23 protein-coding genes are annotated in these 26,498 nt (G+C 69.2%); 18 read left to right on the top strand and 5 right to left on the bottom strand.

Going from position 1 to position 26,498, the window contains the following annotated elements:
- The first annotated feature begins 10 nt into the window (after positions 1-10).
- From ACFYXH_RS20060 to mutM, 9 genes are all read left to right on the top strand, one after another.
- Positions 11-1,600, top strand: coding sequence for a DAK2 domain-containing protein (locus tag ACFYXH_RS20060; protein WP_389564770.1), 1,590 nt, complete (start codon positions 11-13; stop codon positions 1,598-1,600).
- Between the two features lie 83 nt (positions 1,601-1,683).
- Entirely contained in the window at positions 1,684-3,867 is a 2,184-nt protein-coding gene (recG, locus tag ACFYXH_RS20065) for an ATP-dependent DNA helicase RecG (RefSeq protein WP_389564457.1), read from the top strand.
- A 49-nt stretch (positions 3,868-3,916) separates the two neighbouring features.
- Complete coding sequence (gene rsmD / locus ACFYXH_RS20070) at positions 3,917-4,501, top strand: 16S rRNA (guanine(966)-N(2))-methyltransferase RsmD (RefSeq protein WP_327326319.1); 585 nt, start codon at positions 3,917-3,919, stop codon at positions 4,499-4,501.
- Positions 4,498-5,019 carry a pantetheine-phosphate adenylyltransferase gene (gene coaD / locus ACFYXH_RS20075; protein ID WP_362687669.1) on the top strand — a complete coding sequence of 174 codons (522 nt, stop codon included), beginning with the start codon at positions 4,498-4,500 and terminating at the stop codon, positions 5,017-5,019. Before rsmD ends, coaD begins: the two co-directional genes overlap by 4 nt.
- 156 nt (positions 5,020-5,175) lie before the next feature.
- A complete protein-coding gene (locus ACFYXH_RS20080; protein ID WP_389564460.1) occupies positions 5,176-6,279 on the top strand; it encodes an ATP synthase F0 subunit B in 1,104 nt (367 codons plus the stop codon).
- A 148-nt stretch (positions 6,280-6,427) separates the two neighbouring features.
- Positions 6,428-7,060: a YceD family protein gene (locus ACFYXH_RS20085; RefSeq protein WP_389564773.1), complete on the top strand. Its 633-nt coding sequence runs from the start codon at positions 6,428-6,430 to the stop codon at positions 7,058-7,060.
- Between the two features lie 2 nt (positions 7,061-7,062).
- A complete protein-coding gene (rpmF, locus tag ACFYXH_RS20090) occupies positions 7,063-7,236 on the top strand; it encodes a 50S ribosomal protein L32 (RefSeq protein ID WP_026165248.1) in 174 nt (57 codons plus the stop codon).
- Between the two features lie 19 nt (positions 7,237-7,255).
- Positions 7,256-8,128, top strand: coding sequence for a ribonuclease III (rnc, locus tag ACFYXH_RS20095; RefSeq protein WP_389564463.1), 873 nt, complete (start codon positions 7,256-7,258; stop codon positions 8,126-8,128).
- Between the two features lie 123 nt (positions 8,129-8,251).
- Positions 8,252-9,112, top strand: coding sequence for a bifunctional DNA-formamidopyrimidine glycosylase/DNA-(apurinic or apyrimidinic site) lyase (gene mutM, locus ACFYXH_RS20100; protein ID WP_385305470.1), 861 nt, complete (start codon positions 8,252-8,254; stop codon positions 9,110-9,112).
- Here mutM and ACFYXH_RS20105 read toward each other — a convergent pair.
- Positions 9,085-9,501, bottom strand: coding sequence for a winged helix-turn-helix transcriptional regulator (locus ACFYXH_RS20105; RefSeq protein ID WP_389564469.1), 417 nt, complete (start codon positions 9,499-9,501; stop codon positions 9,085-9,087). The two genes, mutM and ACFYXH_RS20105, sit on opposite strands and share 28 nt — an antisense overlap.
- Before the next feature lie 111 nt (positions 9,502-9,612).
- Between ACFYXH_RS20105 and ACFYXH_RS20110 the strand changes: the two genes are divergently transcribed.
- Entirely contained in the window at positions 9,613-10,200 is a 588-nt protein-coding gene (locus tag ACFYXH_RS20110; RefSeq protein WP_389564472.1) for a flavodoxin family protein, read from the top strand.
- Positions 10,201-10,286: 86 nt separating this feature from the next.
- Here ACFYXH_RS20110 and ACFYXH_RS20115 read toward each other — a convergent pair whose 3' ends face one another.
- Entirely contained in the window at positions 10,287-11,198 is a 912-nt protein-coding gene (locus tag ACFYXH_RS20115; protein WP_389564475.1) for a CAP domain-containing protein, read from the bottom strand.
- Positions 11,199-11,338: 140 nt separating this feature from the next.
- On the opposite strand from ACFYXH_RS20115, the gene ACFYXH_RS20120 reads away from it, so the two are divergent.
- The 4 genes from ACFYXH_RS20120 to ACFYXH_RS20135 all read left to right on the top strand — a co-directional run bounded on the left by ACFYXH_RS20120 (position 11,339) and on the right by ACFYXH_RS20135 (position 17,680).
- Positions 11,339-11,620 carry an acylphosphatase gene (locus tag ACFYXH_RS20120; RefSeq protein ID WP_327326327.1) on the top strand — a complete coding sequence of 94 codons (282 nt, stop codon included), beginning with the start codon at positions 11,339-11,341 and terminating at the stop codon, positions 11,618-11,620.
- A 386-nt stretch (positions 11,621-12,006) separates the two neighbouring features.
- Positions 12,007-12,225, top strand: a complete 219-nt coding sequence (locus tag ACFYXH_RS20125; RefSeq protein ID WP_327326328.1) for a hypothetical protein — start codon at positions 12,007-12,009, stop codon at positions 12,223-12,225.
- A gap of 260 nt (positions 12,226-12,485) precedes the next feature.
- Positions 12,486-16,040, top strand: a complete 3,555-nt coding sequence (gene smc, locus ACFYXH_RS20130) for a chromosome segregation protein SMC (RefSeq protein ID WP_389564480.1) — start codon at positions 12,486-12,488, stop codon at positions 16,038-16,040.
- 218 nt (positions 16,041-16,258) lie between these two features.
- Entirely contained in the window at positions 16,259-17,680 is a 1,422-nt protein-coding gene (locus tag ACFYXH_RS20135; protein ID WP_389564484.1) for a sugar porter family MFS transporter, read from the top strand.
- Positions 17,681-17,803: 123 nt separating this feature from the next.
- On the opposite strand, the gene ACFYXH_RS20140 is transcribed toward ACFYXH_RS20135, so the two are convergent.
- Positions 17,804-18,775 (bottom strand): LLM class flavin-dependent oxidoreductase, encoded by a 972-nt coding sequence (locus tag ACFYXH_RS20140; RefSeq protein ID WP_389564487.1) that lies wholly within the window; start codon positions 18,773-18,775, stop codon positions 17,804-17,806.
- Between the two features lie 121 nt (positions 18,776-18,896).
- The gene (locus ACFYXH_RS20145) at positions 18,897-20,342 is read right to left on the bottom strand and encodes a cytosine permease (protein WP_389564489.1); all 1,446 of its coding nucleotides are present in this window, start codon (positions 20,340-20,342) and stop codon (positions 18,897-18,899) included.
- Positions 20,343-20,528: 186 nt separating this feature from the next.
- Between ACFYXH_RS20145 and ftsY the strand changes: the two genes are divergently transcribed.
- The gene (gene ftsY / locus ACFYXH_RS20150; protein ID WP_389564492.1) at positions 20,529-21,752 is read left to right on the top strand and encodes a signal recognition particle-docking protein FtsY; all 1,224 of its coding nucleotides are present in this window, start codon (positions 20,529-20,531) and stop codon (positions 21,750-21,752) included.
- Positions 21,753-21,894: 142 nt separating this feature from the next.
- Here ftsY and ACFYXH_RS20155 read toward each other — a convergent pair whose 3' ends face one another.
- Complete coding sequence (locus ACFYXH_RS20155) at positions 21,895-22,557, bottom strand: bifunctional DNA primase/polymerase (protein WP_389564495.1); 663 nt, start codon at positions 22,555-22,557, stop codon at positions 21,895-21,897.
- Between the two features lie 444 nt (positions 22,558-23,001).
- Between ACFYXH_RS20155 and ACFYXH_RS20160 the strand changes: the two genes are divergently transcribed.
- The 3 genes from ACFYXH_RS20160 to ACFYXH_RS20170 all read left to right on the top strand — a co-directional run bounded on the left by ACFYXH_RS20160 (position 23,002) and on the right by ACFYXH_RS20170 (position 26,476).
- On the top strand, positions 23,002-24,474 hold the full coding sequence (locus tag ACFYXH_RS20160) for a hypothetical protein (protein ID WP_389564498.1): 1,473 nt from the start codon (positions 23,002-23,004) through the stop codon (positions 24,472-24,474).
- 308 nt (positions 24,475-24,782) lie between these two features.
- Positions 24,783-26,141, top strand: coding sequence for an ammonium transporter (locus ACFYXH_RS20165; protein WP_389564500.1), 1,359 nt, complete (start codon positions 24,783-24,785; stop codon positions 26,139-26,141).
- Positions 26,138-26,476 carry a P-II family nitrogen regulator gene (locus tag ACFYXH_RS20170; protein ID WP_030351756.1) on the top strand — a complete coding sequence of 113 codons (339 nt, stop codon included), beginning with the start codon at positions 26,138-26,140 and terminating at the stop codon, positions 26,474-26,476. The genes ACFYXH_RS20165 and ACFYXH_RS20170 overlap by 4 nt, the downstream gene beginning before the upstream one ends.
- The last annotated feature ends 22 nt before the right edge of the window (positions 26,477-26,498 follow it).

The raw sequence follows: 26,498 nt of genomic DNA on the forward strand, positions 1-26,498 counted from the left end.
GAGGGCGGCGGTGGGAGACGGGCGGGCCCTCGACGCCGCAACGGTGCGTGCCTGGTGCTCACTGGCGCTGGAGGCCCTGGGCCGGGAGCGCGAGGCGATCGACGCGATCAATGTCTATCCGGTCGCGGACGGGGACACCGGCACGAATCTGTACTTGACCGTGGAGTCCGCGGCCCAGGCCGTTGAAGCGGTCTTCGCCGCTCATGAGACCGGGTCCTCCCTGCCCTCGTCGGCCGATGTGCTGCGGGCGATGGCGCACGGGGCGCTGATAGGGGCACGCGGGAACTCGGGGACGATCCTGGCGCAGCTGCTGCGGGGCATGGCGGAGCGGATCGGTGACGGTGATCATCCGGCCGCTGCGCTGCGGCGGGCGGCCGGGCTGGCGCGTGAGGCGGTCGCGCATCCCGTCGAGGGCACGATCCTGAGCGTGGCCGGTGCGGCGGCGGACGCGGCGGAGGCCTCCCCGGACGATGCCGTGCGCGCGGCGTACGCGGGGGCGCGGGCCGCCCTGGACGCGACGCCGGATCAGCTCGAGGTACTGGGGCGGGCGGGAGTCGTCGACGCGGGCGGACGCGGGCTGCTCGCCGTGCTCGGGGCGCTGGTCGAGGCGGTGTCGGGCGAGGCCCCGGTGCTCCCGGCGCTGGCTCATGTGCGGCCGGAGCCGGCGGCCCGGACCGTGGAGCCGTGCGCCGACGGGGGCCCGGCCTTCGAGGTCATCTACCTCCTGGAGGCGGACGACGCGGCCGTGGCCCGGCTGCGGACCCGGCTCGACAAGCTCGGCGACTCGCTCGTCGTCGTCGGCGGCGACGGACTGTGGAACATCCACGTGCACGTCGACGACGCGGGCGCGGCGGTGGAGGCGGGCGTCGAGGCGGGGCGGCCGTACCGGATCCGTATCACCCACTTCGACACCGCGGCGGCGGTGATGCGCGAACAGGTACAGCGGGCGGTCGTCGTGGTCGTCCCGGGGGAGGGACTGGCGGGCCTGTGCTCCGAGGCCGGAGCGACCACGGTCCTCGCCCGCCCCGGCGAACCCCCGGCCAGCGGCGAACTGGTCGAGGCGATCCGGCACGCCCACGCGCGCGAGGTGGTCCTGCTGCCGAACTCCGCGGAGCTGCGGCACACGGCTGCGGCCGCCGCGGAACAGGCCCGTACGGAAGGTGTGCGGGTCGCTCTCATCCCGACCCGCGCCGCTGTCCAGGGCATCGCGGCGCTCGCCGTCCACGAGCCGGACCGGCGCTTCGACGAGGACGTGGTCGCGATGACCGCGGCGGCGGGCGCGACCCGCTACGCCGAACTGGCTGTCGCGGAACGGCAGTCGTGGACGACGGCCGGCATCTGTCAGGCCGGCGACGTACTGGGCCTGATCGACGGCGACGTGGCAGTGATCGGCGCCGACGTGCCGGCCACGGCGGAAACGGTCCTGGACCGGATGCTCGCGGCGGGCGGCGAGCTGGTGACGCTGGTACTGGCCGAGGAAGTACCGGACGCGGTGGCCGAACGCCTGGAGAGGTACGTCCGGGACGGCCACCTGGCCGTGGACACGGTGGTCTACCGGGGCGGCCGCCAGTCGTCGCCGCTACTGATCGGGGTCGAGTAGCGAGGCCGGCATGAGGCTCGCGGCACAGTTGTGACCAGGGGATATCCACAGGTACGCGACGACTGTCAGTGGTGTGGTGTGCAATGGATCGCGTGTCCGCGCTCGACGAACCCCTGACGAAGACGCTCGGTGCCGCCACCGCGAAGGTGATGGCCGAGCACCTCGACCTGCACACCCTCGGTGATCTGCTCCACCACTACCCGCGGCGGTACGCCGAGCGGGGCGAGCTCACACCCCTCTCCGAGCTGCCCCTGGACGAGCACGTCACGGTCGTCGCCCAGGTCGCGGACGCCCGCGTGCTCACGTTCAACCAGGGCCGCGGCCGACGGCTTGAAGTCACCATCACCGACGGCAGCGGACGGCTGCAGCTGGTCTTCTTCGGCAAGGGGGTCCACAAGCCGCACAAGGACCTGCTGCCGGGCAGCCGCGCGATGTTCGCCGGCAAGGTGTCGATGTTCAACCGCAAGCTGCAGCTCGCCCATCCCGCGTACGAGCCGCTGGGCGCCGCCAGTGCCGAGGACGCGGTGGACGCCTTCGCCAACCAGCTGATCCCGATCTATCCGGCCTGCAAGCAGCTGGAGTCCTGGAAGATCGCCAAGGCGGTGGACGCGGTCCTGCCGCGCGCCACGGAGGCCGCCGACCCGCTGCCGCCCTCGCTGCGTGAAGGCCGTGGATTCGCCACGCTCCCCGATGCCCTGCGCAAGATCCACCGGCCGCGCACAAAGGCGGACATCGCCGAGGCCAGGGACCGCCTCAAGTGGGACGAAGCGTTCGTGCTCCAGGTCGCGCTCGCCCGGCGGCGGTTCGCCGACAGCCAACTGCCCGCCGTGGCACGGAAACCCAGACCGGGCGGCCTGCTCGACGCCTTCGACGCCAAGCTTCCGTTCACTCTCACCGAAGGCCAGCAGAAGGTCACCGAGGAGATCTTCGACGACCTGGCGACCGAGCACCCCATGCACCGCCTGCTCCAGGGCGAAGTCGGTTCGGGGAAGACCGTGGTCGCGCTGCGGGCGATGCTCACCGTCGTCGACGCGGGCGGCCAGGCCGCGATGCTCGCGCCCACCGAGGTCCTCGCCCAGCAGCACCACCGCTCGATCACCGAGATGATGGGCGAGCTCGCGGAGGGCGGAATGCTCGGCGGCTCCGAGCACGCCACCAAGGTGGTGCTGCTGACCGGCTCCATGGGCGCGGCCGCGCGCCGACAGGCGCTGCTCGACCTGGTGACGGGCGAGGCCGGGATCGTCATCGGTACGCACGCGCTGATCGAGGACAAGGTGCAGTTCCACGATCTGGGGCTGGTCGTCGTCGACGAGCAGCACCGCTTCGGCGTGGAGCAGCGCGACGCCCTGCGCTCGAAGGGCAAACAGCCGCCGCATCTGCTGGTCATGACCGCCACACCCATTCCCCGTACGGTCGCGATGACCGTCTTCGGCGATCTGGAGACCTCGGTCCTGGACCAGCTGCCGGCCGGCCGCTCGCCGATCGCCAGCCATGTGGTCCCCGCCCAGGACAAACCGCACTTCCTGGCGCGCGCCTGGGAGCGCGTGCGCGAGGAGGTCGGGAACGGACACCAGGCGTACGTCGTCTGTCCCCGTATCGGCGACGGCGAGGACGAGCCGAAGAAGAAGTCCGCCGAGGACGACGCCGAGAAGCGCCCGCCGCTGGCCGTGGTCGAGATCGCCGAGCAGCTTGCCAAGGGCCCCCTGAGCGGCCTGCGCGTCGAAGTGCTGCACGGCAGGATGCAGCCCGACGACAAGGACGACGTCATGCGCCGCTTCGCCGCGGGTGAGGTGGACGTCCTGGTCGCCACCACCGTCATCGAGGTCGGTGTCAACGTCCCCAACGCCACCGCCATGGTGATCATGGACGCGGACCGGTTCGGTGTCTCCCAGCTGCACCAGCTGCGCGGCCGGGTGGGCCGTGGCACGGCACCCGGACTCTGTCTGCTGGTCAGCGAGATGCCCGAGGCGAGCCCTGCCCGGTCCCGGCTGGGTGCGGTCGCCGCCACGCTCGACGGCTTCGAGCTCTCCCGTATCGACCTCGAACAGCGCCGCGAGGGCGATGTGCTCGGCCAGGCCCAGTCCGGCGTGCGCTCCTCGCTGCGGATGCTCACGGTCATCGAGGACGAGGAGGTCATCGTGGCTGCCCGAGAGGAGGCCGTCGCGATCGTCAGCGAGGACCCGGAGCTGGAGCGGCTGCCCGAGCTGCGTACGGCGCTGGACGCGTTGCTCGACACGGAGCGCGAGCAGTACCTCGACAAGGGCTGAGAGACTGACGGCAAGAGATTCGCTCACCGAGCTCACGAGAAGGACTGAGATGACCCGCGTGATCGCCGGCGCGGCCGGCGGACGCCGCCTCGCCGTCCCGCCCGGCAACGGCACCCGCCCCACCTCCGACCGCGCTCGTGAGGGGCTCTTCTCCAGCTGGGAGTCGCTTCTGGGAACGCTCAGCGGCATCCGTGTCGCCGATCTGTACGCCGGCTCGGGCGCTGTCGGCCTGGAGGCGCTCTCGCGCGGCGCGGCCCACGCACTCCTTGTCGAGGCCGATTCCCGCGCGGTCCGAACCGTCCGTGAGAACGTCCGCGCGCTCGGACTGCCCGGCGCCGAGGTCCGTACCGGCAAAGCGGAACAAATCGTGACGGGTCCCGCTCCCGAAGTCCCCTATGACGTGGTTTTTCTCGACCCTCCGTACTCCGTCACCGACGACGATCTTCGCGAGATTCTGCTCACACTCCGCACTCAGGGCTGGCTCGCGGACGATGCGCTCGCCACCGTGGAGCGCAGCACCAGAGGTGGCGAGTTCGTGTGGCCACCGGGTTTCGAGCCACTGCGGGCCCGTCGTTACGGCGAGGGCACGCTTTGGTACGGTCACGCCGCCTCTACGTGCGAAGACGCACGATGACCGGACCGGAGAGCGAGGGACTTCAGTTGCGCCGCGCAGTCTGTCCGGGGTCATTCGACCCCATCACCAATGGACACCTCGACATCATTGCCCGCGCCTCCAAGCTGTACGACGTCGTATACGTCGCGGTGATGATCAATCAGTCCAAGCAGGGGCTGTTCACGGTCGAGGAGCGGATCGACATGATCCGCCAGGTGACCAGCGAGTACGGAAACGTCGAGGTGGAGTCCCACCACGGCCTCCTCGTCGACTTCTGCAAGCAGCGCGACATCCCTGCCATCGTCAAGGGTCTGCGCGCCGTCAGCGACTTCGACTACGAGCTGCAGATGGCCCAGATGAACAACGGCCTCTCGGGTGTCGAGACGCTGTTCGTCCCGACCAACCCCACCTACAGCTTCCTCTCCTCCAGTCTGGTGAAGGAGGTCGCCGCCTGGGGCGGCGACGTCTCCCATCTGCTGCCTCCCGTGGTGAACCAGGCGCTCACCAAGCGCCTCGCCGAGAAGTCACGAACTCAGTGACTACTCGGTGACGACTCACCGACGACGCGGTGACGCACTGAGTGACGAACGGGGTGGCGAGATGACAGTCCGTCACCCGGTGTCGGACGGGCACCGACTGCCCGTACAGTCGTCCACGTCCGTCTCCCATCAGCTGTAGAGAGTGGCGAACACACGGTGGACGTCCAGAAGAAGCTCGACGAGATCGTCGAGGCGGTCGGCAACGCCCGGTCCATGCCCATGTCGGCCTCCTGCGTGGTCAACCGCGCCGACCTGCTCGCCATGCTCGAAGAGGTCCGCCAGGCCCTGCCGGGCTCGCTGGCCCAGGCCCAGGAGCTGATCGGCGGCCGTGAGCAGCTGGTCGAGCAGGCCCGCCAGGAGGCCGAGCGGATCATCGAGACCGCCCACGCCGAGCGCGGCTCGCTGATCTCGGACACCCAGGTCGCCCGCCAGTCCCAGGACGAGGCCGACCGGATCCTCGCCGAGGCCCGCCGTGACGCCGAGGAGATCCGCGCCGAGGCCGACGACTACGTCGACTCCAAGCTCGCCAACTTCGAGGTCGTCCTCACCAAGACCATCGGCTCCGTCGACCGCGGCCGCGAGAAGCTGCTCGGCCGCGGCCCCGCGCTCGATCAGCAGGGATACATCGACCCGGCCGAGGACGACGCCCCCGAGTACAGCGCGGACCCGCAGACCCTGATCCAGCGCGCGGACGAGTACGTCGACGCCAAGCTCGGCGCCTTCGAGGCCGTGCTCTCCAAGACCCTCGACGCGGTGGGCCGAGGTCGGCAGAAGCTGCACGGCCGGACCACCAGCGACGCGCTCGGCGAGCACATGGCCGCCCAGGACGCGGCGGGCACGCAGCAGCACGCCAGCGACGCCGACTATCTGGCCGGCCTCGCGGAGCTGGCCGAGCCGCAGCCGCAGGTCCAGCAGCAGCCGCAGGTCCAGCCCCAGCACCAGTACCAGCCGCAGACTGAGCCGCAGCCCCAGATCCCGGCTCAGCTGCCGGCTCAGCAGGATCCGTACGCCTACCAGCCGCAGCAGCCGCAGGAGGTGTACGCCGCATATCAGCAGGATCCGTACGCCGCCTACCAGCAGCAGAGCTACGACCAGCAGCAGTACGCCCAGCAGGACCCGTACGCCTACCAGCAGCAGGTCCAGCCCCAGCATCAGCCTCAGCAGGCGCAGCAGCAGGGCGCCGCTCTCGACGAGACCAGCCTCTTCGACACGAGCATGATCGACCTCGAGCAGCTGCGCCGGTACGAGCAGGGCCGCTGAGTATCAGGCCGCCGAGGACCGGATTGGGTCTACGGCGGCCCGTCCAGTATCCTGGCTCTTCGGTCGCGCGTATTTTCGCGATCCCGGCTGCCCGCTTGGACTCCGAGTCGGGGCGGCCCCTCCCCACGATCCGAAAGCAGGAACAGCTCTGAACGCGCATCTCGACCACCGCAACCCCCTCGTGTTCGACACACACGAGCTGGGGCGGCGTCCTGGTGCGCTTCAGCGGCTGACCCGCACGGTCACGGCCCCCAAGGACTTCGGTATCGAAGGGGTCATCGGCGTGCCCTTGGGTGCACCGATAGAGCTCGAGCTCCGCCTCGAGTCGGTCATGGAAGGTGTGCTTGTCACAGGCACCGCCCGTGCATCGGTCGAGGGGGAGTGCGTAAGGTGTCTGGAGCCGTTGCACCAAGAGGTTGCGGCGGACTTCCAGGAGCTGTTCACGTACCCCGACGCCGACGACCGGGGCCGCACTGCGGAACCCGTCGACGACGCCGAGGACGAGGACAGGCTCTATCTCGAGGACGGCCTGTTCGACCTCGAGCCCGTGCTGCGTGATGCGGTGGTGCTCGCACTGCCGATGCAGCCGGTGTGCCGGGAGACCTGTGCCGGCCTGTGCCCCGAATGCGGGATCAGGCTGGATGAGAACCCGGACCACCACCATGACGCCGTCGACATTCGTTGGGCGGCGTTGCAGGGACTCGTCGGAACCGTCAAGGACGACGAGAAGGACAACATGGGCGGCGCCGAAGCGGGCGTCGACGAGAAGCAGGAGAAGTAGCCGTGGCTGTTCCGAAGCGGAAGATGTCGCGCAGCAACACGCGCCACCGCCGGTCGCAGTGGAAGGCTGCGGTCCCCACCCTGGTTTCGTGTGAGCGTTGCCAGGAGCCGAAGCAGCAGCACATCGCGTGCCCGAGCTGCGGCACCTACAACAAGCGCCAGGTCCTCGAGGTCTGAGCGGCTGGTGAGAGGCACGATGTCTGAGTTGTCCAACGCCAAGAAGCAGGCAGACAACGTCAACGCAGCCTCGTCCCACACGCTTCTGGAAGGGCGGCTCGGGTATCACCTCGAGTCCGCCCTTCTGGTGCGTGCGCTGACCCACCGTTCGTACGCGTACGAGAACGGCGGTCTGCCCACCAACGAGCGGCTCGAATTCCTCGGGGATTCAGTGCTCGGCCTGGTGGTCACCGACACGCTGTATCGCACCCACCCCGACCTGCCCGAAGGCCAGCTGGCCAAGTTGCGGGCCGCGGTGGTCAATTCGCGTGCGCTGGCGGAGGTCGGCCGTGGCCTCGAACTCGGTCTCTTCATCCGGCTCGGCCGGGGTGAAGAAGGCACGGGCGGCCGGGACAAGGCGTCCATCCTCGCCGACACCCTTGAAGCGGTGATCGGTGCGGTCTATCTCGACCAGGGCCTCGACGCGGCCTCGGAGCTGGTGCACCGGCTCTTCGACCCGCTGATCGAGAAGTCCTCGAACCTCGGCGCCGGCCTGGACTGGAAGACCAGTCTCCAGGAGCTCACCGCTGCCGAGGGGCTCGGAGTCCCGGAGTATCTCGTCACCGAGACCGGCCCGGACCACGAGAAGACCTTCACTGCTGCCGCCCGCGTCGGTGGTGTCTCGTACGGCACCGGCACCGGCCGCAGCAAGAAGGAAGCGGAGCAGCAGGCGGCGGAGTCCGCGTGGCGGGAGATCCGTGCCGCCGCGGACGAGCGCGCGGCTGCCGACAAGGCCGCCGCCGAGGTGGCAGCCTCCGCGGAGGCTGCCGCTGATGCGGCGACCGACGCGGCAGGCGAAGAGGCCGCCGACACCTCTTCGTCCACGGAGTCCGCGGACCGGGCCTCGGCCTGAGTCCACGCTTCCGCTTTCCGCCGTGAGGCCCCTCGCTCCCTGGGAGCGAGGGGCCTCACGGATTTCGGTGGTGGGCGGAGCGGTACGCTGCGGGCGTCGCCGCGAAAGTTCTGAAGGAGCCCCGTGCCCGAGCTGCCCGAGGTCGAAGTCGTACGTCGCGGACTCCAGCGCTGGGTCAGCGGACGCACGATCGCCGAGGTGCAGGTGCTGCACCCGCGTGCGGTCCGCCGGCATCTCGCCGGCGGCGAGGACTTCGCGGCCCGGCTCAAGGGTCACAGCGTCGGTGTGGCCCGCCGCCGCGGCAAGTACCTCTGGCTGCCGCTGGCGGACACGGACGCCTCGATCCTCGGCCACCTCGGCATGAGTGGCCAGCTCCTCGTGCAGCCGGAAGCCGCACCGGACGAGAAGCATCTGCGCATCCGTATCCGCTTCGACGACACCCTCGGCACCGAGCTGCGCTTTGTCGACCAGCGCACCTTCGGCGGGCTTTCGCTGCACGACAACACCCCTGAGGGACTGCCCGACGTCATCGCGCACATCGCCCGCGATCCGATCGACCCGGCCTTCGACGACGCGGCTTTCCACACCGCGCTGCGGCTGCGCCGTACGACCGTCAAGCGCGCGCTGCTCGACCAGTCGCTGATCAGCGGTGTCGGCAACATCTACGCGGACGAGGCGCTCTGGCGCGCGAAGCTCCACTACGAGCGCCCCACCGCGACCCTCACACGGCCGCGCTCGGTCGAACTCCTCGGCCACGTACGGGGCGTGTTGGTCGCCGCCCTCGCCGTCGGGGGCACCAGCTTCGACAGCCTGTATGTGAACGTGAACGGCGAATCAGGCTACTTCGCACGGTCGTTGGACGCGTACGGCCGCGAGGACGAGCCGTGCCGTCGCTGTGGCACGCCGATGCGCCGCCGCCCCTGGATGAACCGGTCCAGCTACTTCTGCCCGCGCTGTCAGCGGCCGCCGCGCACCTCGTCGTAGGTGTCGCGCGCCGCCAGTACCTCGGGCATCCGCCCCTCCACGAATCGGATGAGGGTCAGCAGCCGCTCCGCGACCTGGCGTCCCAGCGGGGTGAGTTCGTAGTCGACCCGCGGCGGATTGGTCGGCTGCGCGTCCCGCCGTACGAGCCCGTCGCGCTCCAGGGCCTGCAAGGTCTGGGACAGCATCTTCTCGCTCACACCGTCGATCCGCCGCCGCAGCTCGTTGAAGCGGAACGTGCCTTCGTGAAGCGCTCCCAGCGTGAGGCTGCCCCAGCGGCCGGTGACGTCCTCCAGCGTGTCGCGCGACGGGCACTGGCGGGAAAACACGTCAAAGGCGAGGTCGCGGTCCGGACAGACCCCGGTGCTCTCTTCCTGCGCACTGGTCTCCATGTCGACACCATACTCCGATGCAGCGCTAACCAGTGGGTTGCGCTAACTAGAAGTTAGTGCTTTTCTGGTGCCACCACCGACGAGCACACCGCTTTCGAGGAGACCCCTACCGTGACCACGCCTGTTGTCTCGATTGCCTACCACTCCGGCTACGGCCACACCGCCGTCATTGCCGAGGCTGTCCGCGAAGGAGCGGCCGCCGCCGGCGCCACCGTTCACCTGATCAAGGTCGACGAGATCGACGAGGCCCAGTGGGAGCTGCTCGACGGCTCCGACGCCATCGTCTTCGGGTCGCCCACCTACATGGGGACCGCGTCCGGCGCCTTCCACCAGTTCGCGCAGGACACCTCCCAGCGCTGGTTCACCGACTCCTGGAAGGACAAGCTGGCGGCCGGCTTCTCCAACTCCGCCTCCAAGAGCGGCGACAAACTGCACACCTTGCAGTTCTTCGCGACGCTCGCCGCCCAGCACGGTATGCACTGGGTGAACCTCGGGCTCAAGCCCGGCTGGAACTCCACCGAGGGCTCCGAGCACGACCTCAACCGCCTGGGCTTCTTCTCCGGCGCCGCAGCCCAGACCAACTCCGACGAGGGCCCGGAGGGCGTGCACAAGGCGGACATCGCGACCGCGGAGCACCTCGGCCGTCGGGTGGCGGAGACCGCCCGCACCTTCATCGCGGGGCGGGCAGCCGCCGCCTGACCCCGCATGACCTTGCCTCACCCGCCTGGCAAGGAAGAAGGCCCCGTCACCGAGGTGACGGGGCCTTCTCGCGTACGTACGACCGGCTAGAAGCCGAAGTCCTGCGTCCACCAGGGGCCGCCGGCGCCCAGGTGCACGCCGACGCCCATGGTCTTGTAGTCGCAGTTCAGTATGTTCGCGCGGTGACCGTCGCTGTTCATCCAGGAGGTCATCACCGCAACAGCGTCGGCCTGCCCGCGAGCGATGTTCTCGCCGCCGAGCCCCTGCACACCCGCCTTGTCGGCGCGGTCCCAGGGCGTCGCCCCTTCGGGGCTGGTGTGGTCGAAGAAGCCACGCGCGGCCATGTCGTCGCTGAAGTTCCCGGCCAGCGCCGCAAGCGGTGCACTGGCCTGCACCGGGCTGCACCCCACCTTCGCGCGCTCTTCGTTGACCAGGCGGAGCACCTTGGCCTCGGCGGCCTCGGCGGTCTCCGCACCCGAGGAGACGGGGGGCTTGGCCGCCGCGGACGGCCGCTCGGGCGCAGGCGACTTCGTACGGGCCGGGGCGGCGCTCTTCGTCTGCTTCTGCGCCTCGGGGGCCTTCGCCTCAGGGGCCTTCGTCTGCTTCGAGGGCGTCGCCGACGGCTTGGTCGGCGTGGGCGAGGGAGTCTTCGACGGCGCCTGTGGGCGTGGGGCGATCTGGCGCGCGGGGGCCGATGCCCCGTTCGTCGGCTCCGCGCTCGCGTCGCCCTGGGTCTGCAGCTGCGCGGAACCCTCGGCGCGTACCCGTTCGGCGGAGTCGTTGCCGTGACCGACGGTGAACTTGTCGCCGCCAGGGAGCAGGCCGGTCGTGACGGCCACGGCGCCTACGGCCATGGCTGCGGAGGCGCCGAGCAGCCCGGTGCGTACGGGTACAAGGCCCCGCTTCTTCCGGCGTGCACCGCCCCGGTGCCGGCCTGCCGAGCCGTCCGCGTAGTCATCTGCGACGGGTGTGGCGGCGGAGCGTCGATGGCGTCCCATGCGCTGTGCCTTCCTGGTACTCGACGGTCAATCGTCAACATGACTCACCCATACGAGTGAGGTTCATTGCGACGGGACTGTAGCCCATGTGGCGAGGGGGTGAAGTGATCGGAAATCTATTGGCCAGTTAGCGTGCACGCATGAACGATGTTGCGCGGCTCACCGCGTGGGTACGCGGCCGAGTACAGGGAGTGGGCTTCCGCTGGTTCACCAGGGCAAATGCATTGGAGATCGGCGGCCTGACCGGCTTCGCACTCAATCTTGACGATGGCAGGGTGCAGGTTGTGGCAGAGGGGCCACGTGAGAATTGCCACCGTTTGCTGGAATGGCTTCGCTCCGACGACACACCCGGCCGGGTCGAAGGTGTCACCGAGATCTGGGACACGCCCCGCGGTGGATACGAGGACTTCGCGATCAGGTGATGATCACCGCACAATTCGGCGCAACGAAGATCACCGCGTATGCCGACGGCACCTGCCGCGATGGAAATGGCCTGGTGGTTGCCAAGAACGGCTTGTCGTGCCAGGCTGCGGCAGTAAGGATGATCTCTACGCCCCCAGGGCCCCGCAGTGTGGCTCCGCCGCTTCTTTCGCGGCCGTGAGCCCCGGGTTGGCCCGTTGATACGGGGCGTGATCGTGTTGACCGTCAAACTTTTTGGTGAGACTCTGGAAGCCCCGCGCACCTTAGCTGTTTGGCAGTACAAACCGCAGCGCTAGCAAGTAACAATCACTGTCGAGCACCGCGGGTGCGAATCCCTCACGACCCACACCGCATTCGGTCGGTCACTCAGTGTGGAGGACCATCCATCATGGCAAAGGCGCTTCTCGGTTACGTCGGCGGTTCCGACCCGCGACTCCTCGCCGAGATGCGACGGCTGCAGCAGCGCGTCCAGGACCTCGAATCCGAGCTTGTACGGATCCAGTCCGAGAATGACGCGCTCAACGCTGCCGTTGCTCAGCACCCTGGAGAGTCGCTGCTCAACGGCATCGACATCGACGTGCACCAGCCGGAGCCCGCGCTCACCTGAGCAGGGGCGATCAGCTGGAGTTCATCGCGCAAGATATGCAAGGGACGCTTCGGCGTCCCTTCTTTCTTTTCCCGCCCTGCCTCGCCCCTTACAGTCCTTCCCTTACCGTCTGATCTGCCCTGCACTCTCATAGGTGAAACCGGGAGCGCTCTGTCTTCCGGGGTGACAACTCCCGGACCTTCAGTCGAAAATCCCACGTGGCAGGCCGGAGTGGAGCAGCTCCGGCGGTCCGAGCGAAGCGAAAGGTAGAGTCCGGCGGCGTGCACCTCAAGGCCATGACCCTGCGCGGGTTCAAATCCTTCGCCTCCGCCACGACGCTGCGCTTCGAGCCCGGCATCACCTGCGTCGTGGGCCCCAACGGCTCCGGCAAGTCCAATGTGGTGGACGCGCTCTCCTGGGTCATGGGAGAGCAGGGGGCCAAGTCGCTGCGTGGCGGCAAGATGGAGGACGTCATCTTCGCCGGGACGACCGGGCGGCCTCCGCTCGGCCGCGCCGAGGTCTCCCTCACCATCGACAACTCCGACGGCGCGCTCCCCATCGACTACGCCGAAGTCACCATCACGCGGATCATGTTCCGCAACGGCGGCAGTGAATATCAGCTCAATGGCGACACCTGCCGGCTTCTCGATATCCAGGAACTCCTCTCCGACTCCGGCATTGGCCGCGAGATGCACGTCATCGTCGGACAGGGCCAGCTCGACTCCGTACTGCATGCCGATCCGATGGGGCGACGGGCCTTCATCGAGGAGGCCGCCGGTGTTCTCAAGCACCGTAAGCGCAAGGAAAAGGCGCTGCGGAAGCTGGACTCGATGCAGGCCAACCTCGCCCGCGTGCAGGATCTGACCGACGAACTGCGCCGCCAGCTCAAGCCGCTGGGACGGCAGGCCGCGGTGGCCCGGCGGGCCGCCGTCATCCAGGCCGATCTGCGCGATGCCCGGCTGCGGCTGCTCGCCGACGATCTCGTACGGCTCCGGGAGGCACTGCGCGGTGAGATCGCCGACGAGGCCGCGCTCAAGGAACGCAAGGACAGGGCTGAGGCGGAGCTCAAGGCCGCGCTGACACGCGAGGCGGAGCTCGAGGACGAGGTACGGCGGCTGGCGCCGCGGCTGCAGCGGGCCCAGCAGAGCTGGTACGAACTCTCCCAGCTGGCCGAGCGGGTGCGCGGCACGATCTCACTGGCCGACGCGCGGGTGAAGAGCGCGACCGCGGCCCCGGCGGAGGAACGGCGCGGCCGCGACCCCGAGGACATGGAGCGCGAGGCCGCCCGGATCCGTGAGCAGGAGGCGGAGCTGGAGGCCGCGCTGGAGGCGGCGGAGCACGCGTTGGAGGACACCGTCACGCACCGCGCCGAGCTGGAGCGGGAGCTGGCGGTCGAGGAGCGTCGGCTCAAGGACGTCGCGCGGGCGATCGCCGACCGGCGCGAGGGGCTGGCCCGGCTCAACGGCCAGGTCAACGCGGCCCGTTCGCGGGCGGCCTCCGCGCAGGCCGAGATCGACCGGCTGGCCGCGGCGCGCGACGAGGCCCAGGAGCGGGCCGTCGCGGCTCAGGAGGAGTACGAGCAGCTCAAGGCCGAGGTCGACGGTCTTGACGCGGGCGATGCCGAGCTGGGGGAGCGGCACGACGCGGCCAAGCGTGAACTGGCCGAGGCGGAGGCGGCGCTGAGCGCGGCCCGCGAGGAGCTCACCGGCGCCGAGCGCAAGCGGGCAGCCGTCGCCGCCCGCCGGGAGGCGCTCGCCCTGGGGCTGCGCCGCAAGGACGGCACAGGTGCGCTGCTCGGCGCGAAGGACCGCCTCACGGGGCTGCTCGGGCCGGCCGCGGAACTGCTCGGCGTGACCCCGGGCTTCGAGGTTCCGGTGGCAGCGGCGCTCGGCGTGGCGGCGGACGCCATCGCCGTGGCCGACCCCGCGACCGCCGCCGAGGCGCTGCGGCTGCTGCGCAAGACCGACGCCGGACGCGCCGCCATACTGCTCGGCGGCGCCCCCGAATCCGTACCGCAGGCGCAGCGCTCCGACGGTCCTCCGTACGCTGCCGACCTGGTGCGCGGGCCCGCGGAACTGATGCCCGCCGTGCGCCGGTTGCTGCACGGCATGGTCGTCGTCGGGACGCTGGAGGACGCCGAGGACCTGGTCTGCTCGCGGCCCGAGCTCACCGCCGTGACCGCAGAAGGAGACGTCCTCGGAGCGCACTTCGCGCAGGGCGGCTCCGCCGGGGCGCCGAGCCTGCTCGAGGTGCAGGCCTCCGTCGACGAGGCCGCGGCCGAGCTGGAGGAGCTGGCCGTACGGTGCGAGGAGCTGTCGGCGGCCCAGCAGCAGGCTGCGGGACGGCGCGGTGAATGCGCCGCGCTCGTCGAGGAACTGGGAGAGCGCCGCCGGGCCGCCGACCGTGAGAAGTCCGCGGTGTCCGGGCAGCTGGGGCGGCTGTCCGGACAGGCGCGCGGTGCTGCGGGCGAGGCCGAGCGGACGACCGCGGCCGCCGCCAGGGCCCAGGAGGCGCTGGAGCGGGCGCGCGAGGAGGCCGAGGAGCTGGCCGAGCGGTTGCTCGTCGCCGAGGAGGCGCCCGCGGAGGAGGAGCCGGATACGCATGTACGGGACCGGCTCGCGGCCGACGGCGCCAACGCCCGCCAGACCGAGATGGAGGCCCGCCTCCAGGTCCGTACGCATGAGGAGCGTGTGAAGGGGCTCGCGGGGCGTGCTGACGCGCTCGACCGGGGAGCGCGCGCGGAGCGCGAGGCTCGGGCACGCGCCGAACAGCGGCGCGCCCGGCTGCGTCACGAGGCGGAGGTCGCCGCCGCGGTGGCGAGCGGCGCCCGCCAGCTCCTGGCGCATGTCGAGGTCTCGCTGGTGCGGGCCGAGGCGGAGCGGGTCGCCGCCGAGGCGGCCAAGGCCGAGCGCGAGCAGGATCTGAGCGCCGCCCGCAATCAGGGACGCGACCTCAAGAGCGAGCTCGACAAACTCACTGATTCAGTTCACCGGGGCGAGGTACTCGGGGCCGAGAAGCGGCTGCGGATCGAGCAGCTGGAGACCAAGGCCCTGGAGGAACTGGGTGTGGAACCGGCCGGGCTGGTCGCCGAGTACGGCCCCGACCAGCTGGTGCCGCCGTCCCTGCCCGCAGAGGGAGAGGAACTGCCCGATGACCCGGATCACCCGCGCAACCAGCCGAGACCCTTCGTACGAGGGGAGCAGGAGAAGCGTCTCAAGTCCGCCGAACGGGCGTATCAGCAACTCGGCAAGGTGAATCCGCTCGCCCTGGAGGAGTTCTCGGCGCTGGAGGAGCGGCACAAGTTCCTCTCCGAGCAGCTTGAAGACCTGAAGAAGACCAGGGCCGACCTACTGCAGGTGATCAAGGAGGTCGACGAGCGCGTCGAGCAGGTCTTCACGGAGGCGTACCGGGACACCGCCCGCGAGTTCGAGGGTGTCTTCTCGCGGCTCTTCCCCGGTGGCGAGGGCCGGCTGATCCTGACCGATCCCGACAACATGCTCACCACGGGCGTGGATGTCGAGGCCAGACCGCCCGGCAAGAAGGTCAAGCGGCTGTCGCTGCTGTCGGGCGGCGAGCGGTCGCTGACGGCCGTCGCGCTGCTGGTGTCGATCTTCAAGGCCCGGCCGAGCCCGTTCTATGTGATGGACGAGGTCGAGGCGGCGCTCGACGACACCAACCTCCAGCGGCTGATCCGGATCATGCAGGAGCTCCAGGAATCCTCGCAGCTGATCGTGATCACGCACCAGAAGCGGACGATGGAGGTCGCGGACGCGCTGTACGGCGTCTCCATGCAGGGTGACGGCGTCTCCAAGGTCATCAGCCAGCGTCTTCGCTGACAGGTCTTCAACTCTTCAACTCTTCAACTCTTGAACACAAGTCCCTCACACGCCTGCCTGGAACTTCTTAAGGATCAGGTCTTGACTTCGAAACTTGAACGAATAGTCTCTGCAGCGTTGCTTTTACCTTCAAGTGGTGGGTGGCAGGAAGTTGTGCGCCACTTGAAGGGCTCGCCCCCCACGCCCGGCGACGCTGCCGGACGGCCCCAGGAGTACACGTGACCAGCACTGAGCAGCCACCGCCGGCATCGCGAGGCCGACAGGCCCACCCCGAACATATCGGCCATGTCATCTTCATCACGGCCGCCGCCGCGATGGGCGGCTTCCTCTTCGGTTACGACAGCTCGGTGATCAACGGCGCCGTCGAGGCCATCCGGGACCGCTACAACATCGGCTCGGGAACGCTCGCCCAGGTCATCGCCATCGCACTGATCGGCTGCGCCGTCGGCGCCGCGACCGCCGGCCGGATCGCCGACCGTATCGGCCGCATCCGTTGTATGCAGATCGCAGCCGTGCTCTTCACCGCCAGTGCCATCGGCTCCGCTCTCCCGTTCGCCCTCTGGGACCTCGCCTTCTGGCGCATCATCGGCGGCTTCGCCATCGGCATGGCCTCGGTCATCGGCCCGGCCTATATCGCCGAGGTGTCGCCGGCCGCCTACCGTGGTCGGCTCGGCTCCTTTCAGCAGGCCGCGATCGTCATCGGCATCGCCATCTCCCAGTTGGTGAACTACGCCATCCTGCAGCTCGCCGACGGCAAGCAGCGCGGCGAGATGCTCGGTATCGAGGCCTGGCAGTGGATGCTCGGCGTCATGGTCGTCCCGGCGGTGCTCTACGGACTGCTCTCCTTCGTGATCCCCGAGTCGCCCCGCTTCCTGATCTCCGTCGGAAAGGTCGACAAGGCGAAGGAGGTCCTCGGCGAGGTCGAGGGCCACAAGATCGATCTGGACGCCCGCGTCGCCGAGATCGAACACGCGATGCGCCGCGAGCACAAGTCGACCTTCAAGGACCTGCTGGGCGGCCGCTTCAACTTCCTGCCCATCGTCTGGGTCGGCATCGGACTCTCCCTCTTCCAGCAGTTCGTCGGCATCAACGTCGTCTTCTACTACTCCGCGGCGCTGTGGCAGTCGGTCGGCATCGACCCGGCCAGCTCGTTCTTCTACTCGTTCACCACATCGATCATCAACATCATCGGCACCGTGATCGCTATGGTCCTGGTCGACCGGGTCGGCCGGCGTCCGCTCGCCCTCGTCGGCTCGGCCGGAATGGCGATCGCTCTCGCCTTCGAGGCCTGGGCCTTCTCCGCCGACCTCGTCGACGGCAAGCTGCCCAGCACCCAGGGCGCCGTCGCCCTGATCGCCGCGCATGTCTTCGTGCTCTTCTTCGCCCTCTCGTGGGGCGTCGTGGTCTGGGTCCTCCTCGGCGAGATGTTCCCGAACAGGATCCGCGCCGCCGCGCTCGGCGTTGCCGCCTCCGCGCAGTGGATCGCCAACTGGCTCATCACCGTGAGCTTCCCGAGCCTGGCGGACTGGAACCTGTCCGGCACGTACATCATCTACACATTCTTCGCCGCGCTCTCGATCCCCTTCGTACTTCTGTTCGTCAAGGAGACCAAGGGCAAGGCGTTGGAGGAGATGGGCTAATCCCCGCTGCCCCGCTCCTCACCACGGAACTGCCCCGGCTCAGCTCTTGAGCCGGGGCAGTACCGATTCGCTGTGCCGGGAGGGGTGCAAGGTCACCGTTCACGGGTGGTGACTGCCCTCGGCTCAGCCCTTGAGCCGAGGGAGAACGCGCTCCGCGAAGAGGTGAAGGCTGCGCCAGCCTTCATCCAGTGGCATCCCGCCGCACAACGGGTGCAGCACCAGACTCTCCCCGACGACCTCCGCACACTCGTCCGGCGTGACGACCCGGTAGACACCCTCGCGCCGCAACTCCTCGACGGTGGTGGCCTGCGAGCGCACCGCCGACCGGATGTCCTTGGACTGCCAGGAGGCGTACATCCGGGCCTCGTGCAGGAAATGCTCGCCGTACGCGGCCCAGGTGCGGTCCGGGTCCTCCGCTATGTGCAGCAAATGGGTCTTCGCTGCCGGCATCATCGTCCAGCCCTCCGTCCCGTACTCCGCGCGCCGCTCGTGGTAGTACGCCTCCAGCTCCGGCAGATGCGCGCTCGGGAAGAAGGGCAGTCCGAACCGGGCGGCGCGACGGGCCGCGGCCTGCGAGGAGCCGCCCACCAGCAGCAGCGGATGCGGCTGTGTGTACGGGCGCGGAGTGACCAGGACGGTGCGGCCGCGGTACTCGAACGGCTCACCCGTCCATGCCTTCAGCAGCGTCTCCAGGAGCTCGTCCTGGAGTTTGCCGCGTCGGCTCCACTCGACGCCCAACTGCTCGTACTCCTCGGGCCGGTAGCCGATGCCGGCCACCGTGACCAGCCGGCCCTTGCCGATCAGATCGAGTACGGCGATGTCCTCGGCCAGCCGCAGCGGATCGTAGAGCGGGCCGATGATCGCGGAGACGGTGACTGCGATACGGCGCGTGGAGCCGAGCACCGAGCCGGCGAAGACGAAGGGGGAGGGCAGCCAGTTGTTGGTGGCGCCGTGGTGCTCCTCGGTCTGGATGCTGTCGATGCCGCGGTCGTCGGCGTACGCGGCCATCTCGAGCGCGGCGCGATAGCGGGCCGCGAGGGTCTCGGGCGTCGCGTCGGGATCGACGAGATTGAAGCGGGCCACTGTGAAGGCCATGGGAACGGTCCCCTCCGCCGGGTGTGCTGTGTCTTCCCGGGGACAACCCCGGGACCGCCGGCCGAAGAACAGGTCGGCGGGGCTGAACGGACAGCGGAGGGAGACGGTAGCTGACGAAGCGTCAGATGGACAGGGGTGCGGGCTCCGGTTCTGCGACCGGTGCGGCCGGAACCTGCTCCTGCGTCCGAGGCAGCGCCGCGTACAGCACCGCCGCGACGACGATCGTGGCCGCCCAGCCCAGCCCGTTCTTCCCGACCCACGACGCAGCGAGCGGACCGGCGAACCAGTCGATCTCGGTGAAGAGCAGGCCGGTCAGCAGCGCGACGCCCCACGAGACCATCGCCTGCCAGGCGAAGCCGCCCCGGTACCAGTAGGCGCTGGTGCGCGTGGTGTCCATCAGTGCCTCGCCGTCGTACGTACGCCGACGCAGCATGTCCACGCCGAAGACGCCGATCCACGCCGAGAACGCCACCGCCAGCAGCGTCAGGAAGGCGACGAACGAGCCGATGAAGCTGGTCGCCACGACCATCAGCAGAAAGCCGAAGACCAGGCTGATGACGGCGTTGATGCTGACCGCCCAGGCGCGCGGGACCCTGATGCCCAGGGTCTGCGCGGTGAAGCCGGCCGAGTACATCGACATGGAGTTGATCAGCAGCATGCCGATCAGCGCGATCGTCAGATACGGAACGGCGATCCACAGCGGCAGAATCTCGCCGATGAACGCGACCGGGTCGCTCGCGCCGGCCAGGTCCGGTGTGGAGACCGCCATCACGGCGCCCATCAGCACCATCGGGAGTACGACGATCCCGGCACCGCCGACCGTAGAGCCGACCATCGCCGGGCTGGAGGCAGTGCGGGGGAGGTAGCGGGTGAAGTCGGGGCCCGAGGGGACCCAGCTGATACCGCCCGCCGCGACGGTGCCGATGCCCGCGACCATCATCGCCGTCGACCCGGCCGGCTCGTCGAAGACCGCGGACCATTCGGTGTGGGCGATCAGGTGGGCCAGCACCAGGACGCTGAACGCGCCGAAGAGATACGTCGACCATCTGCAGCAGGCGCGCAGGGCGTTGATGCCGAGGCCGGAGACCAGGAAGGTGCAGGCGACAAAGAGCAGCAGCGTGACGACGACCAGCGCGGTGTTGCCCTTGATGCCGAAGAGCAGATCCAGCACGGTCAGTACGGCGTAGGCGCCGGTGACCGCGTTGATCGTCTCCCAGCCCCAGCGGGCGACCCAGATGAGCGAGCCGGGGAAGAGGTTTCCGCGCTGGCCGAAGACCGCCCGGGACAGAGCCATACCGGGGGAGCCGCCGCGCTTGCCGGCGATGGAGATCAGGCCAACGATCCCGTACGAGAGGACCGGCGCCGCGGTGGCGACGACCAGCACCTGCCAGAAGTTCAGGCCGTTGAAGACGATCATCCCCGCGCCCATCGTGAGCAACAGCACACTGATGTTGGCGGCGACCCAGGTGGGGAAGAGTTCGCGGACGTCGCCGGTGCGCTCGCCGTCAGGGACGGGTTCGAGGCCGCGGGTCTCCATCGCGCCTTCGGATTCGGAGGCGTGCGGCATGAAAAAGCCCCGTACAGGGGTGTCGGACTCCGGGGTTTCCGGGTCTCCGGGGACGAGGCGGCTGGGTAAAGCCAGAACCACCAGCATCGTACGTATCCCCCAAAGGGTTCAAATGGAGTCCGTCGTCCTTGTGTGATCCTCTGAGGCCGCTGTGTGTGAGCGGTCGTGGCCGATACTGGGTGGGTTATGGAAATCGTCATCCTTGCTGTAGTCATCGCCCTGGTCGCGGTCGGCGTGATCAGCGGGCTCGTGGTCAGCAGCCGCAAGAAGAAGCAGCTGCCGCCCTCGGCACCGTCGAGTACGCCGACCATCACTGCCCCGCCCGCCGAGCCTCAGGTCGGTGAGGACGCCGCACCGACGGTCGAGGAACCGCGCCGCACGATCGAGGAGGTCGACCTCCCCGACACCGCAGAGGCGGTCGGGACCCCGGCCGCCGTCGAGGATCCGGTCGTCGCGGCGCCCCCCGTCCCCGAGATCGAGATCCCCGAGCCGACCGCGGGCCGGCTGGTCCGGCTGCGCGCCCGCCTCGCCCGCTCCCAGAACTCCCTCGGCAAGGGGCTGCTCACGCTCCTGTCGCGCGAGCACCTCGACGAGGAGACCTGGGAGGAGATCGAGGACACGCTGCTCACCGCGGATGTCGGCGTCGCGCCGACCCAGGAGCTGGTCGAGCGGCTGCGCGAGCGCGTACGGGTGCTCGGTACGCGTACCCCCGACGAGCTGCGCTCCCTGCTGCGCGAGGAGCTGCTGCACCTCCTCGGTACCGACTTCGACCGCGCGGTGAAGACCGAGAGCGGTCTGGACACCCCGGGTGTCGTCATGGTCGTCGGCGTCAACGGCACCGGAAAGACGACGACGACCGGCAAGCTGGCGCGGGTCCTGGTCGCGGACGGCCGCTCCGTGGTGCTCGGCGCGGCGGACACGTTCCGCGCCGCGGCCGCGGACCAGCTCCAGACCTGGGGTGAACGGGTCGGCGCACGCACGGTGCGCGGCCCCGAGGGCGGTGACCCGGCATCGATCGCGTTCGACGCGGTCAAGGAGGGCATCGCCGAGGGCGCCGATGTCGTACTCATCGACACGGCGGGCAGGCTGCACACCAAGACGGGCCTGATGGACGAGCTCGGCAAGGTCAAGCGTGTCGTCGAGAAGCACGGCCCGCTGGACGAGATCCTGCTGGTCCTGGACGCCACGACCGGTCAGAACGGCCTGGTGCAGGCGCGGGTGTTCGCGGAGGTCGTGGACATCACCGGCATCGTGCTGACCAAGCTGGACGGTACGGCCAAGGGCGGCATCGTCATCGCGGTCCAGCGTGAACTGGGTGTACCGGTGAAGCTGGTGGGCCTGGGCGAGGGGCCGGACGATCTGGCGCCGTTCGAGCCGGAGGCGTTCGTCGACGCGCTGATCGGCGAGTAGTTGTCCCTGGGTGGGCCCGCTTTTCGTACCGGGGCTCCGCCCCGGACCCCGCGCCTCAATCGCCGGCGGGGCTGAATTTCAGCCCCGCCGGCGATTGAGGACACAGGGCGTACGGGGTCCCGCTGCGCGAGAGAGACGCGCGTCAGGGAAAGGTGCGGTGGCAGACGTACGCCAAGGTCCCCAGCAGCAGCCGCGCCTCCGGCGGAGCCGTTGCCGTGTCCAGGGACGGGGGCCGGAGCCAGCTCACCGGCCCCAGGCCCGCCTGGTCGGACGGCGGAGCAATGATGTGGTCACCGGCGCCCAGGCAGTACAGGTCCAGGTCCGCGTCGTCCCAGCCCATCCGGTAGAGCAGCTCCGGGAGTTCGGCCGCCGCGCCGGTGGCGACGAAGAACTGGCAGCGGCCGTCGGGCGTCGCCGAGACCGGGCCGAGCGGGAGGCCCATCCGCTCCAGGCGCAGCAGTGCGCGGCGGCCGGCCGGGGCGGCGACGTCGAGGATGTCGAAGGTGCGGCCGACCGGCAGAAGCAGGGACGCGCCCGGCACCTCCGCCCATGCCTTGGTGACCTCGTCCAGGGTGGCGCCGGCGGGGACCTCGGCGGCGAAGTCGAGAGGGTGGGCGCCCGGGGACGTACAGTCCGGGGCGCCGCAGGAGCACCGGCCTGACGCGGCTCGCGCGCCAGGGACCACGGCCCAACCCCACAGCCCCGTGTACTCGGCCACCACTGTGCACTCCGTGGTACGGCCGCGGCGCCGTGAGCCGGGCCTGATCTCCCTGGTCCCCCGGCTGCCGCCGATCGTGAAGCCCATGCCCCCTCCAACGGGTCGTCATCCCAACGGGTCGTCATCGCCGGTGGTTACGACCCGAAGTCTCCCCGTAACACTGCGTCGCAGTCGGTGAAGCTCCGGCGGCGTGTGGTAGCGCGAGGGGTGGTGCGGACCGTGCCGCGCGCCTGTGCGTGCAACGCTCCGCTGCCTCCTGATCGTCGTATGTCAAGTGAATCGCGCCCGACAGTAAGCGAGTTCATTCGAAGGGGTGGCGAATGGTGGCGTTTCTGGAATCTCCCTCGCTGGAGGGGTGATCGTAGGACTACTTTCAGTACACGAATCCTGGAGTTCTGCGCAATCGTGGGTATGCCGGAGGCAACTCGGCTTCCTGTTCGATGGGGCGCAACCTCCGTACAGACGGTCTCAACTCACGGCATTCTGGTAGGGGTTCGAGTACCAAGGCTTTCAGTGGATGGGGGCGTTCCCGTGGGCGGCACCGGCGCAGACGGTACGAATACCGACAAGCGCCCGAACGAGCAGTTGAGTTCGTGGTTCGTGCGCAGTGGTTGGTCGAAGGGCGAGCTCGCGCGCCAAGTGAACCGCCGGGCACGCCAGATGGGCGCACACCACATCAGCACGGACACCTCACGTGTGCGCCGCTGGCTCGACGGCGAGCAGCCGCGTGAGCCGATTCCGCGCATCCTTTCCGAGCTGTTCTCCGAGCGTTTCGGCAGCGTCGTCGCCATCGAGGACCTCGGACTGCGCTCGGCGCACCAGTCACCCTCGGTGTCCGGAGTGGATCTGCCCTGGGCGGGCCCGCAGACCGTCGCACTGCTCAGCGAGTTCTCGCGCAGCGACCTGATGCTGGCGCGGCGCGGCTTCCTCGGGACCTCGCTCGCACTGGCCGCGGGACCCGCCCTCGTCGAGCCGCTGCAGCGCTGGCTGGTGCCGTCGCCGGTCGGCGAGCCGGGACAGCCGGCGCCGGCGGCCATGCGCAGGGCCTCCCGGCTCTCCAAGCCCGAGCTCGAGCTGCTGGAGTCCACCACCGCGATGTTCCGCCAGTGGGACGCGCAGTGCGGCGGCGGGCTGCGCCGCAAGGCGGTCGTGGGCCAGCTCCACGAAGTCACCGATCTGCTCCAGGAGCCGCAGCCCGGGTCCACCGCCCAGCGGCTGTTCAAATGCGCCGCCGAGCTCGCGGAGCTGGCCGGCTGGATGAGTTACGACGTCGGCCTGCAGCCCACGGCGCAGAAGTACTTCGTACTGGCCCTGCACGCCGCCAAGGAAGCGGTCGACAAGCCGCTCGGCTCGTACATCCTGTCTTCGATGAGCCGCCAGATGATCCACCTCGGACGGCCCGAGGACGCCCTGGAACTCATCCATCTGGCGCAGTACGGCAGCCGCGACTGCGCGACCGCGCGCACCCAGGCGATGCTGTATGCGATGGAGGCCCGCGCTTACGCCAATATGGGCCAGCCCAGCAAGTGCAAGCGAGCCGTCCGGATGGCCGAGGACACCTTCGCCGACGCCGGTCTCGACGGCGAGTCCGAGCCCGACTGGATCCGCTTCTTCTCCGAGGCCGAGCTCAACGGCGAGAACGCCCACTCGTACCGTGATCTCGCCTATGTGGCAGGACGAAGCCCTACGTACGCCTCGCTCGCCGAGCCGGTGATGGAGCGCGCCGTAGACCTCTTCGGCAAGGACGAGGAGCACCAGCGGTCGTACGCACTCAATCTGATCGGCATGGCCACGGTGCATCTCCTGAAGAAGGAGCCTGAGCAGTCCATGGTCCTGGCCGGACGGGCGCTCACCGTCGCCAAGAAGGTCCGCTCCGAGCGGGTCAACACCCGACTGCGCAAGACCGTCGACACGGCGGCCCGGGACTACGGAGACGTAGCCGAAGTCGCACACTTCACCGACGAGCTCACAGCCCTGCTCCCCGAAACCGCGGAAGCGGTCTGAGCGGACGGCGCCCACCGGACCCCGGTCGCGACGATCACCCCGGACAACCCGACTCGGCTCCCCCCGCGCCAGGTCAGCCGGGTGGCCGTCGCGGCCGGTCGTGATGTGCGCAGAGGATACTCCCGGGCCCCTCACCCGACCCGCCTGTTCATGGGGGCGTAACACGCGGGACCCCTTCGTCACTGCGGCGAAACATCGAGCGGCATCGACGGAAACCGCGCTGCGCCAACCTCATGGCGCATAACCGGCCCGCCCGTATCCGCACAGGCTTCGCCCGCACGCGGCCGCACAACATCGAGGAGACGCCGATGCCTCCAGGCATCTCGACGCTTGCCGCAGACACTCCCACGCTGTCTGCCGCCAACACCGGCTTCATGCTCATCTGCTCCGCCCTGGTGATGATCATGACTCCGGGCCTGGCCTTCTTCTACGGAGGCATGGTCCGGGTCAAGAGCACCCTCAACATGCTGATGATGAGCTTCATCAGCCTCGGCATCGTCACGATCCTGTGGGTGCTGTACGGATTCAGCGCCGCCTTCGGCACGGACAAGGGTGGCTTCATCGGCTGGACCTCGGACTATGTCGGACTGAGCGGCATCGGCATCACCCAGCTGTGGGACGGCTACACCATTCCGGTGTATGTCTTCGCCGTCTTCCAGCTGATGTTCGCGATCATCACGCCGGCGCTGATAAGCGGTGCGCTCGCGGACCGCGTGAAGTTCACCGCCTGGGCGCTGTTCGTGGCGCTGTGGGTCACCGTTGTCTACTTCCCGGTCGCGCACTGGGTGTGGGGCGCCGGCGGCTGGCTCTTCGAGCTCGGTGTCATCGACTTCGCCGGCGGTACGGCCGTCCACATCAACGCGGGTGCCGCGGCCCTCGGTGTGATCCTTGTCATCGGCAAGCGCGTCGGCTTCAAGAAGGACCCGATGCGGCCGCACAGCCTGCCGCTGGTGATGCTCGGTGCCGGGCTCCTGTGGTTCGGCTGGTTCGGCTTCAACGCCGGCTCGTGGCTCGGCAACGACGACGGCGTCGGCGCGGTGATGTTCATCAACACCCAGGTCGCCACCGCCGCCGCGATGCTCGCCTGGCTGGCGTACGAGAAGATCCGGCACGGCGCCTTCACCACGCTGGGCGCCGCCTCCGGCGCAGTCGCGGGTCTGGTCGCCATCACCCCGTCCGGCGGCTCCTGCTCGCCGCTCGGCGCGATCGGGATCGGCGCCATCGCCGGTCTGCTCTGCGCCATGGCCGTCGGTCTGAAGTTCAAGCTCGGCTACGACGACTCCCTCGATGTCGTCGGCGTCCACCTCGTCGGCGGTGTCGCCGGCTCGCTGCTGGTCGGCTTCTTCGCCACCGGCGGTGTCCAGTCCGACGCCAAGGGCCTCTTCTACGGCGGCGGACTCGACCAGCTCGGCAAGCAGGCCGTCGGTGTATTCGCGGTGCTGGCCTACTCTCTGGTGGCATCGGCGATCCTCGCCTTCCTCCTCGACAAGACCATCGGTATGCGGGTGGACGAGGACGTCGAGGTATCCGGGATCGACCAGGACGAGCACGCCGAAACCGCGTACGACTTCAGCGGTGCCGGCGGCGGTGCCGGCTCCCGCAAGGCCGCAACCGCGCCGGGCGACTCCGTGGCAGCCGCAGCTCAGACCAAGAAGGTGGACGCATGAAGCTCATCACCGCAGTCGTGAAGCCACACCGGCTGGACGAGATCAAGGAGGCCCTGCAGGCCTTCGGCGTCCAGGGGCTCACGGTGACGGAGGCCAGTGGATACGGCCGCCAGCGCGGCCACACCGAGGTCTACCGCGGCGCGGAGTACACCGTCGACCTGGTCCCGAAGATCCGTATCGAGGTACTGGTCGAGGACGGCGACGCCGAACAGCTCATCGATGTCGTCGTCAAGGCGGCCCGTACGGGCAAGATCGGTGACGGCAAGGTGTGGAGCGTCCCGGTCGACACGGCGGTACGGGTGCGGACCGGCGAACGCGGACCTGACGCACTGTAAGCGCTCGACAGAACTGGAGCTG

Origin of the sequence: Streptomyces sp. NPDC002730 (assembly GCF_042888805.1) — a bacterium.
Lineage (GTDB): Bacteria > Actinomycetota > Actinomycetes > Streptomycetales > Streptomycetaceae > Streptomyces.

Excerpts from the sequence above, each read along its gene's own strand:
- ACFYXH_RS20115 (WP_389564475.1), bottom strand. The coding sequence starts at position 11,198 with ATGGGACGCCATCGACGCTCCGCCGCCACACCCGTCGCAGATGACTAC.
- ACFYXH_RS20155 (WP_389564495.1), bottom strand. The coding sequence starts at position 22,557 with ATGGGCTTCACGATCGGCGGCAGCCGGGGGACCAGGGAGATCAGGCCC.
- ACFYXH_RS20120 (WP_327326327.1), top strand. The coding sequence starts at position 11,339 with ATGAACGATGTTGCGCGGCTCACCGCGTGGGTACGCGGCCGAGTACAG.
- ACFYXH_RS20165 (WP_389564500.1), top strand. The coding sequence starts at position 24,783 with ATGCCTCCAGGCATCTCGACGCTTGCCGCAGACACTCCCACGCTGTCT.
- ACFYXH_RS20140 (WP_389564487.1), bottom strand. The coding sequence starts at position 18,775 with ATGGCCTTCACAGTGGCCCGCTTCAATCTCGTCGATCCCGACGCGACG.
- coaD (WP_362687669.1), top strand. The coding sequence starts at position 4,498 with ATGACCGGACCGGAGAGCGAGGGACTTCAGTTGCGCCGCGCAGTCTGT.
- ACFYXH_RS20125 (WP_327326328.1), top strand. The coding sequence starts at position 12,007 with ATGGCAAAGGCGCTTCTCGGTTACGTCGGCGGTTCCGACCCGCGACTC.
- ACFYXH_RS20105 (WP_389564469.1), bottom strand. The coding sequence starts at position 9,501 with ATGGAGACCAGTGCGCAGGAAGAGAGCACCGGGGTCTGTCCGGACCGC.
- ACFYXH_RS20145 (WP_389564489.1), bottom strand. The coding sequence starts at position 20,342 with ATGCCGCACGCCTCCGAATCCGAAGGCGCGATGGAGACCCGCGGCCTC.
- rnc (WP_389564463.1), top strand. The coding sequence starts at position 7,256 with ATGTCTGAGTTGTCCAACGCCAAGAAGCAGGCAGACAACGTCAACGCA.
- ACFYXH_RS20170 (WP_030351756.1), top strand. The coding sequence starts at position 26,138 with ATGAAGCTCATCACCGCAGTCGTGAAGCCACACCGGCTGGACGAGATC.
- rsmD (WP_327326319.1), top strand. The coding sequence starts at position 3,917 with ATGACCCGCGTGATCGCCGGCGCGGCCGGCGGACGCCGCCTCGCCGTC.
- recG (WP_389564457.1), top strand. The coding sequence starts at position 1,684 with ATGGATCGCGTGTCCGCGCTCGACGAACCCCTGACGAAGACGCTCGGT.
- ftsY (WP_389564492.1), top strand. The coding sequence starts at position 20,529 with ATGGAAATCGTCATCCTTGCTGTAGTCATCGCCCTGGTCGCGGTCGGC.